Below are 14,190 nucleotides of genomic sequence, written 5' to 3'. Positions count from 1 at the left end.
TTGAAGTATGAATTCCAGACCGCACTGAAACTTACCAACGACACCAAGGTGGACGATACCGGCATGTTCCCGGACAAAGCGGAATCGCGCAGCGACATCCCGGCTATTCTGTCGGTTGGCGTGAACTACAAACCATCAAGAAAATGGCTGACTTCTGTGTCGTTCATCAACTATTTCGACAAGGGTGTTGATTGGGGAAACAACGTGTACGGGCAGGAAAGAGTGATTGAAAGCGGTTTGTGGGAGCTTTCAGCTGGTGTGCAATACAACCTGACCGACCGTTTTGCCTTGAGCCTGGGTGGTATGCAATCCACCACCGGCGTGAGCGAGCAATACCAAAGCGACTTCAGCTACAGCAATTCATCCAACTCGATGGCTTTTGGTTTCCAGTGGAAAGCGACCGAACAACTGACCTTGGATGCCGGCGTGCTGTACACCACTTATCAGGATGAAGACAAATCGTTTGGAACATACACCGAAACTTACGACAAGGAAAATCTCGGTATTGCCATTGGTTTATCCTACAGCATTTTTAGATAGAACGAATTGATTTCAGCTTGGATAACAGAGGCTCCCGAAACGGAGTCTCTTTCTTTTTGACGTTTTCAGAAATGCTCCCCGCCATAACCTTCTTCGCCGCGGATACCGATGAGCCACTGGGTGAGTTGATCCGAAGCCGAGCTGGTATTTTTCTGGTACAGGTCGCCGCGTTGTTGCAGCAGGTATCTGGTCAGCGTTGGGCTGTCTTTTTCGGCAACATAAACAGCATAAACCTCTGCGCCGGCATCGGCCATCACATGGTTTGGCTGGGTCAACTCTCCATGCCTGGCTTGCAGTGCCAGGATCCCGGCGGTTCTTATGTCGCTTTCGTCGAGCAAGGATAAACGCGCTTCGGCCTGCGAAAGGTTGCTTTCAAAATTTTGCCGGTTAATTTGATTGTCTTCCGGCCAATCCCAGTTTTCCGGCTGCTCGTAATCGTAAACCTTTCCCGCCTGATCGATGATAAAACCCTGGTGTTGGTAGGTCCAAGCATGGTTCACGTATTCAAACTGGAAATAAATGGTCATTTGCTCCGGCTTGGTTTCAAGCTCTTCGTGGACGCAGGAGGCCGAAAGCAGAAAGGGCAGAATAAAAAACAACATTTTCAACTTACTCAAATTCATAGCTCAATTCTTTTTGAAAGTGTTCGTCGCCATATCCGGCAGCCGAAAAGAGAAATGTAACGGGACTTTCGCCGCTTTCGCGCAGCCGGCTGATATCAAATTGCAGGGTTTCGGAGATCCAGGCTTCGCAGGCATCGTTGTTGGCGTTGTGCCTGATTTGGAAGCTTGGCGGAGGCAGCGGTGGCGTGCCGCACGATGGGTGCACATGCGCCAAATCGATGATGTGCTCCTTGCAGCCGCCGCCATAGCTCAGGTTGACGATCAAAAGGTCACCTTTCACCTTGACGGTATTGATCGTAACCGGATCATTCTTCAGGCTGTCGTAGTTGAAAACATTTAGATCGACATAGTCCGAAATATCGGTCTTTTGAAGCTGAAAATCCGGAGTGTCTTGTTCTTCCGTACAAGCCCAGAAGAACGCCAAAAACAGTATGAGCCAGAATTTATTCATGGAGCAGCGGATTATTTACTTTACCCAGAAAGAGGAACGCGTTGGTGTCTTTTTCGCGAATAGCGAAAACAAAGGGGCGGTCTACCCTAAAGACCGGCTCGGGGCCAACGGACGTGACGCCTACAGTAACGCCGGTTGCGGCAGCGGCTTCGGTTCCTTCTTCGTCTACCTTGACAAAGGTTTTGTGCTTCACTTCGGAAATGAACAAGTCACTGCGGTCGGCAATTCCTGAAAAATCGGATAAGCCGGGAGCAAAAGCGTTGGTCATGCCCAACGACTTGAGGTTGTCAACCAAGCTGTTGTCATATTCAAACTCGAATTTTGGCAGGTACACTTTCAGGTTGCTCTCGTGCATGTTTTCCAGCCAGCCATTTAATGCTGAAGGATTCATATTGTCAATCACCTCGTTGGTTGAATGATCCGCTTTGGGCAAAAACAACAGCATGCTGTATTTTTCACTTCCATACGGCAGTTCAAGCAGCTCGAAGGTGCTGGTGCTGGTATAGTGGAGCGTGGTTGGTTCCAGCATCATGGTCGGAACCTGCAGCTCGGCGCCATTGCCCGTATAAAACGGGCGATCGCTGGTGTCTCCTTTTTTGAATTGATAGGTCCACTTCCCGTTAAAATAAATGGCATTGATCAGGTACATGATGTCATATTCAGAAACCTGCTCGATGATTTTGTCAATTTTATCGCGGGTCTTGTCCTTCACCCAGCCGTTCACCCAGTTCAGCGTGGCGTCCTCATTGCCGAAATTCAAAGCTTCCACTTCAGCATCGTAGTAGTCTTGGTTGGTTGAAATGAAATCCGGCTTCACGCTGAAGTCATCCCGGTGAAAAATAGCGTTGGCAATGGACAGTTCCACCTTGGGGTCATGGCTTCCCAAAGCGGCAACCAGCGTTTTGTAGGCTTGGTTTATCTGTTTCGAAGTCAGACCAGCTTTGTGCAACACCATTTCCATTTGGGTTTTGGTGTCACCGTCGGCCCCGTTGTAAACCATGGCCAGGGCCAGCGAAACACTGAGAGGCGAGATCATCAGGTTTTTACCTTCGTCCAGCTCGGCGTTCACTTCGCGCAGCAACTCCAGTCCAAATGCATTGTCGGCTTCCACAATCTGCTCCGATTTGAGGTCTAGTTCAATATCGGTTACTTCACCTTCATCGATTACCGAATTGGAACAGGATTTTAGAAGGGGAGACGCTAAAAGCATGCTTAAAAATAAGATTATCGTTTTCATGGCTTCCGGATTTAAGTTTTGTTTCTGTTGTTTTAGACTGACAAGCTGTCGAAATGGTTGCGTCAGGAGATCAATAAAGAAAATGATTGTCCACGTACTCACGTATTTGTTTTATCGAGGCTGTCAATTATTGTCATTCATGGTCCTGTTATTGTCATTGATCGTTTCAAAACAAGTTTATGACAATTGAATGGCTTTTTAATGACATAGCCAATCTGACAGATATTCATCAAAAATAAATTCAGAAAATAATTTTCTCCACGCAACCCTTTGCTAACTTTTCCCATCTGTTTGTTGAAATCACCCACTGAGCCATTGCGGCTTGAACAGCGTTAAGCGAACAAAGGAATAAATTGCAAATTGTGCAAGTATTCTGCTAATTTTGATCTTAACCAATTTTGAATGGATTTTGAAAGAGCTCAAGCAACTCATTATTGATAGTGCTGCTGGAAAAGCGAAAGCGCAGGCTCAGCTTTACCAGTATTTGGCGCCCAAAATGTATGGGGTCTGTTTGCGCTATTCGAAAGATGAAACCGAAGCGGAGGATAATTTGCAGGAGGGATTTTTAAAGGTCTTTGAAAAGATTGGTTCATTCAGGCACGAAGGCTCATTCGAAGGTTGGGTGAGACGAATTATGGTGAACGCGGCACTGGAGCGCTATCGAAAAAACCACCTGATGCATCCGGTGGAGGATATGGGCATTTACGATGGGCCGGAGCTGAACGAGCAGATTATTTCGGAAATGTCGGCCAGGGACTTGATGAAGATCATTAAAGAGCTGCCGCCTCGTTACCGCATGGTTTTTAACCTCTATGTTTTTGAAGGTTTAAACCATAAGGAAATAGCCGAAGAAATGAAAATATCGGTAGGTACATCGAAGTCGAACCTGGCGCGTGCCCGGGCGATCTTGCAAGAAAAAGTAGTCAAGGTGTTTGGAGAAATAGCAAATAATTATTCTGCATGATAAAGGATAATAACCAATTGGATGATTTGTTCCGTTCGAAATTGAGCGATTTTGAACAAGAGCCGCCTGCCTATGTGTGGAGCCGGATTCGGGAGCAACAGGTGGGAAAGAAGCGGCGCTTGGTATTCTTCTATTTGAAAGGAGCCGGCGTAGCCGCTGCTGTATTGCTGGCCTTTTTACTTGGATGGCAGTTGCAACAACAACCAAAGGAGCTGGCTCCTGTATTGACCGATCATCAGGTCCAATCGGACAAGAAATTAAATCAGCCCGAATCGTCAGATTCCGCGACTGATACAAATGAAGGAACACTTCCAATACAAGAGAACGCTTCAGTTGAACAGCCGGGCGGCCTGGCTTTTGCCGAAGGTGGCCGGGAAAAAACAGAAGCAGATCAACCTGAAGCGATCGACAGCAACAATGCCATTAAATTTCAATTAACAGCAAATGAAGATGCCTCAAGCCATGAGAGCCAATTGGAAACTGATTCTTCAGAAAACAGGAACCCAGAAACCCGACAGTTCCAATTGCTGCGTTTGTTTCATTTAGAGTTGGACGATTCGTTTAAGGAACAGGCTCAACTGGCTGATTTGCGCAAAAAACAGCAGGGGGCGACAAGTCAGTTGAATGTGCTCGAACAAAAGCAAATGGAAGAGAATGCCCGTTTGTTAGCCGCCAACCGGCGGATGGGAAAACAACCATCAGGATGGCAGGTGGGCGCTATGCTCACTCCAGGCGTTTCGGTCAGCCAAAGCTCCCAAAGCCAGGAATATGCCAGCAGCATGGCCATTCCCGGATCGAAAGATAAATTGCAGATGGGTGGTGGAATTTCGGTTGAGTACAAAACACAAAAGCGCTGGAGTGTTCAAAGTGGTGTTTACTATAGCAAGCTGGGACAAACATCGTCCAATCAGGCTTTTCGTACGGAAGGGCTTTACTCCGATGTTGTTAGTGGCGAAACTTTGCGGGGCGAGGCGGCATATTTTAATACAGCCGTTGCGGTGAAGTCGGGCGAAATGTTGATGAATACCGCGGCCGGCGTGGTGGCGATCGACCGGTTGCCAACCAATGCGAGGCTGAGCAGCGGCTTTGAAACCTTAGCTGCCGATGATGGGATTTTACTGACTCAGACCGAATTTGAACAGAATTTTGAGTACATCGAAATTCCGTTGATACTGCGTTATCAATTGCTTGACGCGACTTTCGATTTGCAATTGCTTGGCGGCTTGAACACCAGTGTTTTGGTTGGCAACAATGCCTATGCCAACAGCCAATATGGCAACGAACGCATTGGCGAAACGCGCGATATGAATGCCGTGAATTACAGCACCAGTTTTGGATTTGGGCTGGGCTATGGCCTTTCAGATAAGATTAGCTTGCGGGTGGAGCCTCAGGTGAGGTATTTTTTGAATTCGCTGAACAGCAATGCCAACGTGAATTTTAAGCCCTATACCATTGGCATTTATACCGGCTTGAGTTATCAGTTCTAAGAAGCTGAGTTTGACGTAGACACAAGACCCCTGATTTTTTCCGGAACCTTCTTACAAACGAAAAAAGCATCTCATGTTGAGATGCTTTTTTCGTTTGTTTCTAATTGTTTATCTTGTTTTTGGCGTATTTCGATGGTTTTTTTATGGTATCATCACTTTGTCAATCACATGAATCACTCCGTTGGTGGTCTGCACATTAAGCAGCGAAGGAACCAAGCCGGATTCGCGCGTATTGGCATCGGTTATTGTCAAAGTGGAGAGATCAAGTTCAAATGTTCCGTTCAAGGTCGTTACCGATCCTGATTCCAGATCGCTGGAGTAAACCCGTCCTTCAACCACATGATAGAGCAATACGTTCGTCAAGGTTTCCAGTGGAATGTCATCCAGACTGTTAACATCTGGTCCCAGTTCGTCAAGCAAATCGAGGAAAGCCTGGTTGGTCGGTGCAAACACGGTAAAAGGCCCGCCTGTTGCCAGAGTGTTTGTCAAGTCGGCTTTGATCACTGCATCAACCAGAATGGAGAATTCGGGCGCTAAACTCTGAGCCGTTTCCACCAAATTCATGGTTGGTGGCAGCAGCACCTGGTCAATGGCGTGAATCACACCGTTTGACGCTTCAACATCAGGAATGGCCACATTGGCGTCATTAATCATTACCCCTGAAGTCAGGTCAATCTCAACTGCTGCACCATTCAGTGTCGGTACAAATCCGTTGGCCAGATCGGTTGAATAAACACTGCCCGAAACCACGTGGTACAGTAAGATCGGAGTCAGTTGTTCAGCTGTCAAATCAGACACTCCACCTACGCCCATTGTCGAAAACAAAGTTGTAAAAGCTGCGTTTGTGGGAGCGAACACGGTGAAAGGGCCTTCTCCTGAAAGTGCTTCAGCCAAACCAGCTTTGACAACCGCTTCAACCAAAATCGAAAATTCAGGATCAAAACTAATGGCTTTCTCCACAATATTCATCGGTGGAAGTAATACTTTGTCGATGGCGTGAATAACCCCGTTGGTCGCTTGCTGGTCAGCAATCACGACGTTCGCGTCGTTAATCATCACACCTGAGCTCAGGTCAACTTCAATTTCTTTTCCGTTCAGGGTCGGAACTGAACCGCTTGAAAGGTCGAATGAGAAAACCCTTCCGGCAACCACATGATAAAGAAGAATTGGAGTCAAATCTTCGGCGGTCAAATCTTCAATACCATTCACGCCCAAAGCGGTAAACAGCTCTTCGAAAGCAGCGTTGGTTGGCGCAAATACGGTGAATGGACCGCCATCGGCCAATGTGCCGGCCAGGTCAGCTTTTACAACCGCTTCAACCAAAATCGAAAATTCAGGATCAAAACTGATGGCTTTCTCAACCAAATTCATTGATGGTGGCAATAATACTTTGTCAATAATATGGATCACGCCATTTAGGGCTCTCAGGTCAGCTATTTCAACCATCGCATCGTTCACCATTACACCGCTCGACAGATCAATGTTGATATACGCTCCGTTGACCGTTTCAACCAGTCCATTTGACAAGTCGCTGGATTGCACGCGTCCTGCAACGGCATGATAAAGGAGAATCGGTGTCAGTTGTTCGGCCGATAGCGCATCAACCCCATCAACCCCAAGGACATCGAACAGTTCTTCAAAAGCGGCGTCGGTTGGTGCAAAAATGGTCAGTTCGTTTCTGGCCACAGTACTGGTCAAACCCGATTTTGCTAAAGCTTTCATCAAGGTGTTAAACTTCGGTTTTTTAGCATTAATACTTTGCTTTTTTAAATCAGAGAGCGTGCTGCTATATGCATCCGGAGTGTCGGTAATTTGCTGTAATGCCACGGTAATGTCGACCGACGTTGGATCTTCAAGGACAACGGGATCATCGTCATCGTTGCAGCTAACAAAAGTGAAGGCCATGATGACCACTAGAAGTAAAGAAGTTAAAGACTTCAATTGATTCGATTTTTTGTTTTCTTGTGTTTTCATTTGAGTTAAAGTTTTTGAATTTGAAAGTAAAACACGAGAAAGAATAAAAGTGTTTAAGATATAAAGATCTAAATTAGACAAAAAAGCATTTAATAATCGTTATATGCTAATAAAATAAGGGTTTCTGTAGGGGTAATGTTGTTTGTTAAGAATTGTTAATGATTTTTTGCATGAAAAAATTTTGGTTGTTTTTTCATAAGGAATACTGGTTTCGAAAAAAAGCGTGAGCATGGTCTGTAGAATTCATTGATTTGGTTTTCAGTCAAATTCGGACTAATTTGCTAATCAAAACAGAATGCCATGAGTCAGTCAGTATCGCGAAGAAGTTTGTTGAAGGCAGCGCTTGCCGCTTCCGTAATGGCAGCCGGAAGTTTTATTCCGGCCTATGCCGCCTCGTTGATCCCGGAAGTTTATTCCCATTTGTTTAAGCTAAGTTTGAATTTGTACTCGTTTAATGGTTTGTTGAGTCGTGGGGAAAAGGATTTGTTCGATATGCTTGATTTTTGTGCCCGGCATAATTTTGACGCCATCGACCCAACGGGTTATTATTTTCCCGGCTATCCCGAAGTTCCTGCCGATGCGTTTATTTTTGAATTTAAACGGAAAGCTTTCTTGCTTGGACTTGATATTAGCGGGACGGGTGTCCGTAACGACTTTGCCAAGCCGGATACGGACAGTCGCCGAAAGGATATTACGTTGATTAAAAAATGGGTGGAAGTGGCGGCTAAACTTGGCAGTCCGAACCTGCGCATTTTTGCCGGAACCAGCAGTCATGAGGGTTTTTCGCGTGAGCAGGTTTTTGAGTGGATGGCAAAGGACATTCGGGAGTGCTGCGATTATGGGGCGCGATTTGGGGTGATGATCGCTTTGCAGAACCACAATGATTTTTTGAAGACGGCCGATGATGTTGACCTGGTCTTTGACTTGGTTAATTCCGATTGGCTGGGTTTAAACCTCGATATTGGGAGCTATCGCCAGAAAGATCCCTATACGGAGATTCAGCAAAATATTGGGCGAGCCGTCACCTGGCAGATCAAGGAGAATGTATGGATTGATGGTGTGGAGAAACCGACTGACTATGTGAAGCTCTTCAAAATCATCAAAGAATCGGGCTACCGTGGCTATCTTCCTTTGGAGACTTTGGGGCCGGGCGATCCATATGAAAAAGTCCCAAACTTGCTCAGCCAGGTAAGAACCGCATTGGAGCAAGTTTGAAACTGGAGTAGAAGGTTTTAGGGCAGCTTGAATTTACCCAAGCGCAATCTGATCCTTATTTTGGCTGAGCCAACGTTCAAAAGTTTGTAGCTCAGGATTCAGTGATTTGGAGCGTTCCACATCACGTCGGCCACAAAAATCCGCTTCAAAATCATGTTTGAACTGAAACATGTTTCCCAAATCATCGGCTCCCGGAAAGTTGAAACTTCGATAGGTTGCGGGAGGGACATCATTGTACACGATCATTTGACCCAGCACCTTTGAAAAACCGTCTGCCATTTCCTTGCCAGTTAAATGCTGACCCGAAATTCCTACCGATTTATTTTTATAGGTTTCGCCAGCTTTGAAAATTCCGTAAGCGCATTTTCCAATGTCTTCGGCCGCAATGCCGGGAAGTTTCTTGTCGCCCATTGGCAGGGTTATGCCCAGTCTGCCGTCCTGCCCTTTCTGGGGGCCCATGCCAAAGTGGATAAAATTGTCCCAGTAGAACGAGGTGTAAAGCAGTGTGTAAGGGACGCCGCTGTTCTCGAAAAATGCGTTCGACTCGCCTTTGGCATCAAAGTGCGGTACTTTGAAGTGTTCCATCAGGGTCGGCATCCGGTCGTCGCTCAGCGGAACCCACTTGCGGGTATCTTCCAAAGTTGACCAGATGACATGGCCAACACCGGCCTCTTTGGCGGCTGCAGCCAGGTTTTGGGCATTGGCCCGTTCTGTTTCCGGCGAAAAGTGTTCCCAGAAAAAGGTCACACAATAGGCGCCATACGCTCCTTCAAATGCTTTTACCAGACTGGCTTTGTCCGCTACGTCGGCTTCAACCACTTCGGCCCCGAGTTGAGCGAGCTGTCTGGCTTTGTCCGAGCTGGCATTGCGTGTGATGGCCCGTGCAGTGAATTCGCCACTTTTATCGTTTAAAATGGCTCTGACCAGCCCGCCACCCTGCGATCCGGTAGCACCGGTAACCGCGATTATTTTCTTTGCTGTCATAAATCAAAAAAGTTAAATTAAATAATTAAATAATAGCAAGTTACGACAAAATCAATGCAAGCGCAATATAAAAGGATCAAAATATCTCAAATCAGTTTTGACAGGGTTGATAATTTTGAATCGGACGTTTATTGTTTTAATCAGGTCTGATGTTGAACCTGCGTTTTTATTTTCAGGATTCAGGCAGTAACTTTAGCGGCAATTAACTGTTTAGTATGAAAAATACAAGACCATTTTGACCATGATAAATACCAATGACATTGAGAATATTGAGCTGAGTTTTCTACAACTGAAGGATTACCAGGAATTGAAGGAGGCGCTGATTGAATCGTATCCGGAAATGCCTGATTCATATTGGCTGAAGCCGCATCTAAAGACTTTGATCAACTTGTTTCCCGAAGGGCAGGTGGTGGTGAAGGTGAATGGGCAGATTGCGGGTTGCGCTTTTTCGATTATTGTCGATTCGGCGAAGTTTGAAAATCAACACACCTACAAAAAGATTACCGGAAACCTGACCTTCAATACGCATAACCCCGATGGCGATTTGCTGTATGGCATTGAAATTTTTATCCGACCCGAGTATCGGGGACTGCGCCTTGGCCGCCGCTTGTACGATTACCGGAAGGAACTTTGTGAACGGCTGAATTTGAAAGGGGTTGCTTTTGGCGGGCGAATCCCGAACTATCGTAAGTACGCTGATGAAATGACACCCAAGGAGTACATTGCCAAAGTTCGTCTGAAAGAGATTCACGATCCGGTATTTAACTTCCAGATATCGAATGATTTTTATCCGTCCAAGATTTTAAAGAATTACCTCGAAGGTGATGACTCTTCAAAAGATTACGCCGTGTTGTTGAAATGGGATAATATCTACTACGAAAAAGAAAGTAAGCAGCCCTCAACCATCAAAAAAATTGTTCGACTCGGCCTGATTCAGTGGCAAATGCGGCTCTATAAAAATCTGGATGATGTGATGAACCAGGCAGAGTATTTTCTCGATGCAGTTTCAGGCTATCGCTCCGATTTTGCCTTGTTTCCCGAGTTTTTCATGGCCCCTCTGATGGCCGAGAACAACCACTTGAGTGAGCCCGAAGCGATTCGCGAACTGGCCAAACACACCGATGAGATTATCCGGCGCTTTTCGGAACTGGCCATTTCGTACAACATCAACATCATTACCGGCAGCATGCCCGAAATTAAAAACGACCGCTTGTATAATGCCGGCTACGTATGTAAGCGCGACGGGTCAATCGACCGGTTTGAAAAGCTTCATGTTACCCCCGACGAAGCTAAGGTTTGGGGAATGCAGGGAGGCTCGGAACTGAAAGCGATTGATACGGACTGCGGCAAGATTGGCGTGCTGATTTGTTATGATGTGGAGTTCCCCGAGTTGGGTCGTATTCTGGCGGATGAAGGTGTCGATATTTTGTTCGTGCCGTTTCTGACGGATACCCAAAATGGTTATTCGCGTGTGCGCAATTGCGCCATGGCCCGTGCCATCGAAAACGAATGCTATGTTGTCATTGCCGGAGGTGTTGGCAACCTGCCCAAAGTGCATAACATGGACATTCAGTATGCGCAGTCGATGGTTTTTACACCGTGTGATTTTTCTTTTCCCATGAATGGAATCAAGGCCGAAGCGACACCCAACACTGAGATGATCCTGATTGCGGATGTGGATATCGATTTGTTGCGCGAACTGAATCAGTTTGGCAGTGTTCGCAACTTGAAGGACCGCCGGAAAGATATCTATGAGGTGAATCGAAAATAGGCCGGATCTCAATAGGGAGCTACCCGGATGGAAGGAGGTGGTTGTTCGAGCCCCGTCATGATCAAAAATTCAGATGGGTCGATCGCAACCAGTTTCCCCTCCCAAAAAACATCAGTCGATTCTTTCGTGCTTTTTATTTTATGTTTTTGACGGTTGCCACCAATCAAGCTGACAATATGTGGTGTGCGGTTTTCCAGAGTAAAGGAAAACTCATTTTCCGATTTCTCGGCACCCAATAATCGAATAAAAAAAGGAAATGGCTTTTTGAGTCTGGCCCTGGTTATATCGAGGTCTTGCCTGAGTTGGACAACCCTCACTGGCGTAAATAGCTCTTTGTTGTTGCCCTCGTCGACAATAATCAGTTCAAACTCGCCATGAGTGTTCGGAACTTTGATCAGGATCTTGTCGCTACCCTCAATGGTGGGTTTTACAGAGAAACTCAGTGTTTGGTTATTCTCAAAGCAAATCACCGTGTTTGAGCCATCACCGTCAAATGGGCCGTAGATGTAACAATCAGAATTCGCTACGAAATAGCGAGGAATCACAAAATCGGCTAAAGCATTTTTTGAGGTCTGAGCGTCCGTGTGCTTGACAAGTGTCAGGACGACTATCAGGCAGAAAAGGTGGCATGGGTTCATTGTTTTAGATTTTTCGGTTTAGCAATGAAAAAAAACTAGCCTTTATGCATCAAAGATCAAACCATTTTTGGAATCACGCAAGCATGAGTGACGCCATTTTGCGAGAATTGATAAGAAAATAAGAGGCTCCATCTTCGTTTACACATTTAAAATATCCTCTCTCACGCAACCCTTTTTAAGTTCGCGCATCAACTTTCTGTAACCGACCTCAAAAAAAATCATTATGAATAAATTCATCTGCCTTTTTGCATTTCTTTTCGTTTTCGGAAGCGGCTTTGCTCAAAAAAATAAAAGAGAAGTCATTTACCTGAAAAACGGTACGGTACTGAAAGGGCAACAAACCCCGGTCGACGATGACAAGGTGGTTGTGCGTTCCGGAAAAAATCTTTGGGTGTTTAATTATTCTGAGATTGATACCATTACATCCAAGCCGATTTCAGGAGTATTTGAAAATGAAAACGCTACCTATTTTCTGAAAGCCTCCGCGGGGATATTGGCCGGCAGTTCGAACAATTCCAAACCCACTCCATTTTCGTTCGATGCCTCCATTAATTTTCGCCTGCTGCCTAAGTGGTATATGGGCGTTGGTGCCGGCATCGATTTTCTGGACGAATCATATATGCCCGTTTTTGGTAACCTGGAATTCCACTTTCGCGAGTCGCGTTTTACGCCGTTTATCGCTCTGCAGGGTGGCTACATGATCCCGTTGGATGACGAGGTTTACTCCGGAGGTGGTGTTTATTACGATTATATGCCTTGGTCTTCGTCGTATTATTATAATCCCGTGCCGCTCGAAAGTAAAGGCGGTTTAATGGTGAATCCATCCTTCGGATTTGTGAGTCAGCTAAACCCGAACCTGGGCTTGATGCTATCATTTGGCTATCGCTACCACGAGGTCAATTTTAAGGGTGACAACCATTATCAACTGGATCGCGAATACAACCGCCTGTCCATTCGCGTGGGAATTCTTTTCAACTAAAAAACACGAACACGATGAATACAAAAACGAGTTATATCAGCCTGATATTTGTGCTAACGCTGCTGTCGGCCTGCGAGGACAAACTGTACGAGACTTTTATGGGCAACGCACCGGTTTACATGACTTACGAGGATCTTCGGTCGGCCATTAAAATCGAGTCCACCCGCGAAATTGAAAAGCCCGGGAAAATCTATTTCAAAGATAACTATGTGTTTGTCAACGAAATTATGGAGGGCGTGCATGTGCTTGATGTGACCGATCCGGCCAGCCCCGAAAATGTTGGCTTCATTGTTATTCCCGGGAATGTGGATATCGCTATTAAGGAAGACGTGCTGTATGCCGACAGCTATGTTGACTTGGTTGCCATCGATGTATCAGACCTGGATAACATTGAGGAAGTAGGACGTGTGGAGGACATTTTTCCCTACACCGTTCCGGAATATGACACTGAATACCGTTTGGGAGAAATTGATGAAGACAAAGGCGTCGTCGTCGATTGGGAAATTGAGGAGGTGAAGCAGGCGATAAAGCAATACTATTACCCGATTTACTATGCCCGAAGTTTTGCAGAGAATATGGCGCTCGATGGAGCCTATTCGTCTAGTAAAGCCGGGGGAGTAGGAGGTGGCAGTGGTTCTACCTTTGGGGTGGGCGGTTCGATGGCCCGCTTCGGCTTGTACGAGGATTTCCTGTATACGGTGGACAAATCCAATTTATACACGTTTAAAATTGATGATCTTGAAAATCCTGTTGAACTCGATTCTAAAAATATTGGATGGAATGTGGAGACCATGTTCATCTATCATGATCACCTGTTTTTTGGCACTACTACCGGCATGCTGGTTTACAGCCTCGAAATCGGTCAGAGTCCAACTTATATCAACCGCTATAACCACATCACAAGCTGCGATCCGGTTGTGGTTCAGGACGATCTGGCCTACGTAACCCTGCACGACGGAGGGGGCTGTGGTCGTTCGGTGAACCGGCTGGATGTGATTCGAATGAATGAAGACTACTCGCAACTAAACCTGCTGAAAAGCTATTCGATGGCCAATCCGCATGGGCTGGGGATTGATGGCGATGTGCTCTTTATTTGCGATGGCGACGCGGGGCTAAAAATTTTTGATGCCTCCGATCCTTTGCAGATTTTATCCAATAAACTGGCGGAATTCCCCGACATCAATGCGTATGATGTCATTCCGCTCAACAACTATTTGTTTATGATTGGCGATGGAGGTTTTTACCTCTACAATTATGCCGACCTTCAAAATATTACCTTGCTTTCGACAATTCCCATTTCCGCGGCAGGTAATTAATCCAGTTAATT

At 46.0% G+C, this 14,190-nt stretch carries 13 protein-coding genes; 7 read left to right on the top strand and 6 right to left on the bottom strand.

What is annotated here, in order from left to right; all coding sequences use genetic code 11:
- Positions 1-540 (top strand): hypothetical protein (locus AAC033_RS08350; RefSeq protein WP_339736973.1); only part of this gene is annotated, 540 nt, incomplete at its 5' end.
- A gap of 65 nt (positions 541-605) precedes the next feature.
- Here AAC033_RS08350 and AAC033_RS08345 read toward each other — a convergent pair.
- From AAC033_RS08345 to AAC033_RS08335, 3 genes are read right to left on the bottom strand one after another with little or no spacing between them, the layout of a single operon-like run.
- The gene (locus tag AAC033_RS08345; RefSeq protein WP_339736971.1) at positions 606-1,163 is read right to left on the bottom strand and encodes a hypothetical protein; all 558 of its coding nucleotides are present in this window, start codon (positions 1,161-1,163) and stop codon (positions 606-608) included.
- Positions 1,150-1,614, bottom strand: coding sequence for a NigD-like C-terminal domain-containing protein (locus AAC033_RS08340; protein WP_339736969.1), 465 nt, complete (start codon positions 1,612-1,614; stop codon positions 1,150-1,152). Before AAC033_RS08340 ends, AAC033_RS08345 begins: the two co-directional genes overlap by 14 nt.
- Positions 1,607-2,851 carry a serpin family protein gene (locus AAC033_RS08335; RefSeq protein WP_339736967.1) on the bottom strand — a complete coding sequence of 415 codons (1,245 nt, stop codon included), beginning with the start codon at positions 2,849-2,851 and terminating at the stop codon, positions 1,607-1,609. The genes AAC033_RS08340 and AAC033_RS08335 overlap by 8 nt, the downstream gene beginning before the upstream one ends.
- A 409-nt stretch (positions 2,852-3,260) precedes the next feature.
- Here AAC033_RS08335 and AAC033_RS08330 point away from each other — a divergent pair, with 409 nt between their 5' ends.
- Positions 3,261-3,815, top strand: a complete 555-nt coding sequence (locus AAC033_RS08330) for an RNA polymerase sigma factor (RefSeq protein WP_339736965.1) — start codon at positions 3,261-3,263, stop codon at positions 3,813-3,815.
- Positions 3,812-5,302 (top strand): outer membrane beta-barrel protein, encoded by a 1,491-nt coding sequence (locus AAC033_RS08325; protein ID WP_339736963.1) that lies wholly within the window; start codon positions 3,812-3,814, stop codon positions 5,300-5,302. Before AAC033_RS08330 ends, AAC033_RS08325 begins: the two co-directional genes overlap by 4 nt.
- 141 nt (positions 5,303-5,443) lie before the next feature.
- On the opposite strand, the gene AAC033_RS08320 is transcribed toward AAC033_RS08325, so the two are convergent.
- Complete coding sequence (locus AAC033_RS08320; RefSeq protein WP_339736961.1) at positions 5,444-7,276, bottom strand: fasciclin domain-containing protein; 1,833 nt, start codon at positions 7,274-7,276, stop codon at positions 5,444-5,446.
- A 300-nt stretch (positions 7,277-7,576) separates the two neighbouring features.
- Here AAC033_RS08320 and AAC033_RS08315 point away from each other — a divergent pair, with 300 nt between their 5' ends.
- Entirely contained in the window at positions 7,577-8,491 is a 915-nt protein-coding gene (locus tag AAC033_RS08315; RefSeq protein ID WP_339736959.1) for a sugar phosphate isomerase/epimerase family protein, read from the top strand.
- Between the two features lie 33 nt (positions 8,492-8,524).
- Here the strand turns inward: AAC033_RS08315 and AAC033_RS08310 are convergent, their stop codons facing one another.
- Complete coding sequence (locus tag AAC033_RS08310; RefSeq protein ID WP_339736957.1) at positions 8,525-9,475, bottom strand: NmrA/HSCARG family protein; 951 nt, start codon at positions 9,473-9,475, stop codon at positions 8,525-8,527.
- Between the two features lie 241 nt (positions 9,476-9,716).
- Between AAC033_RS08310 and AAC033_RS08305 the strand changes: the two genes are divergently transcribed.
- Entirely contained in the window at positions 9,717-11,246 is a 1,530-nt protein-coding gene (locus AAC033_RS08305; protein WP_339736955.1) for a bifunctional GNAT family N-acetyltransferase/carbon-nitrogen hydrolase family protein, read from the top strand.
- A gap of 8 nt (positions 11,247-11,254) precedes the next feature.
- Here the strand turns inward: AAC033_RS08305 and AAC033_RS08300 are convergent, their stop codons facing one another.
- Positions 11,255-11,884 (bottom strand): hypothetical protein, encoded by a 630-nt coding sequence (locus AAC033_RS08300; RefSeq protein WP_339736953.1) that lies wholly within the window; start codon positions 11,882-11,884, stop codon positions 11,255-11,257.
- A 223-nt stretch (positions 11,885-12,107) separates the two neighbouring features.
- Here AAC033_RS08300 and AAC033_RS08295 point away from each other — a divergent pair, with 223 nt between their 5' ends.
- On the top strand, positions 12,108-12,863 hold the full coding sequence (locus tag AAC033_RS08295; protein ID WP_339736951.1) for a hypothetical protein: 756 nt from the start codon (positions 12,108-12,110) through the stop codon (positions 12,861-12,863).
- Positions 12,864-12,877: 14 nt separating this feature from the next.
- Positions 12,878-14,179, top strand: coding sequence for a hypothetical protein (locus AAC033_RS08290; RefSeq protein ID WP_339736949.1), 1,302 nt, complete (start codon positions 12,878-12,880; stop codon positions 14,177-14,179).
- Positions 14,180-14,190: the final 11 nt, after the last annotated feature.

The organism is uncultured Sunxiuqinia sp. (genome assembly GCF_963974515.1).
Classification (GTDB): domain Bacteria; phylum Bacteroidota; class Bacteroidia; order Bacteroidales; family Prolixibacteraceae; genus Sunxiuqinia.
This window is presented reverse-complemented; position numbering and strand designations above follow the sequence as displayed.

What these genes read in the sequence shown, in the direction of transcription:
- AAC033_RS08345 (WP_339736971.1), bottom strand. Translation starts at nt 1,163, where the DNA reads ATGAATTTGAGTAAGTTGAAAATGTTGTTTTTTATTCTGCCCTTTCTG.
- AAC033_RS08340 (WP_339736969.1), bottom strand. Translation starts at nt 1,614, where the DNA reads ATGAATAAATTCTGGCTCATACTGTTTTTGGCGTTCTTCTGGGCTTGT.
- AAC033_RS08335 (WP_339736967.1), bottom strand. Translation starts at nt 2,851, where the DNA reads ATGAAAACGATAATCTTATTTTTAAGCATGCTTTTAGCGTCTCCCCTT.
- AAC033_RS08325 (WP_339736963.1), top strand. Translation starts at nt 3,812, where the DNA reads ATGATAAAGGATAATAACCAATTGGATGATTTGTTCCGTTCGAAATTG.
- AAC033_RS08320 (WP_339736961.1), bottom strand. Translation starts at nt 7,276, where the DNA reads ATGAAAACACAAGAAAACAAAAAATCGAATCAATTGAAGTCTTTAACT.
- AAC033_RS08315 (WP_339736959.1), top strand. Translation starts at nt 7,577, where the DNA reads ATGAGTCAGTCAGTATCGCGAAGAAGTTTGTTGAAGGCAGCGCTTGCC.
- AAC033_RS08310 (WP_339736957.1), bottom strand. Translation starts at nt 9,475, where the DNA reads ATGACAGCAAAGAAAATAATCGCGGTTACCGGTGCTACCGGATCGCAG.
- AAC033_RS08305 (WP_339736955.1), top strand. Translation starts at nt 9,717, where the DNA reads ATGATAAATACCAATGACATTGAGAATATTGAGCTGAGTTTTCTACAA.
- AAC033_RS08300 (WP_339736953.1), bottom strand. Translation starts at nt 11,884, where the DNA reads ATGAACCCATGCCACCTTTTCTGCCTGATAGTCGTCCTGACACTTGTC.
- AAC033_RS08295 (WP_339736951.1), top strand. Translation starts at nt 12,108, where the DNA reads ATGAATAAATTCATCTGCCTTTTTGCATTTCTTTTCGTTTTCGGAAGC.
- AAC033_RS08290 (WP_339736949.1), top strand. Translation starts at nt 12,878, where the DNA reads ATGAATACAAAAACGAGTTATATCAGCCTGATATTTGTGCTAACGCTG.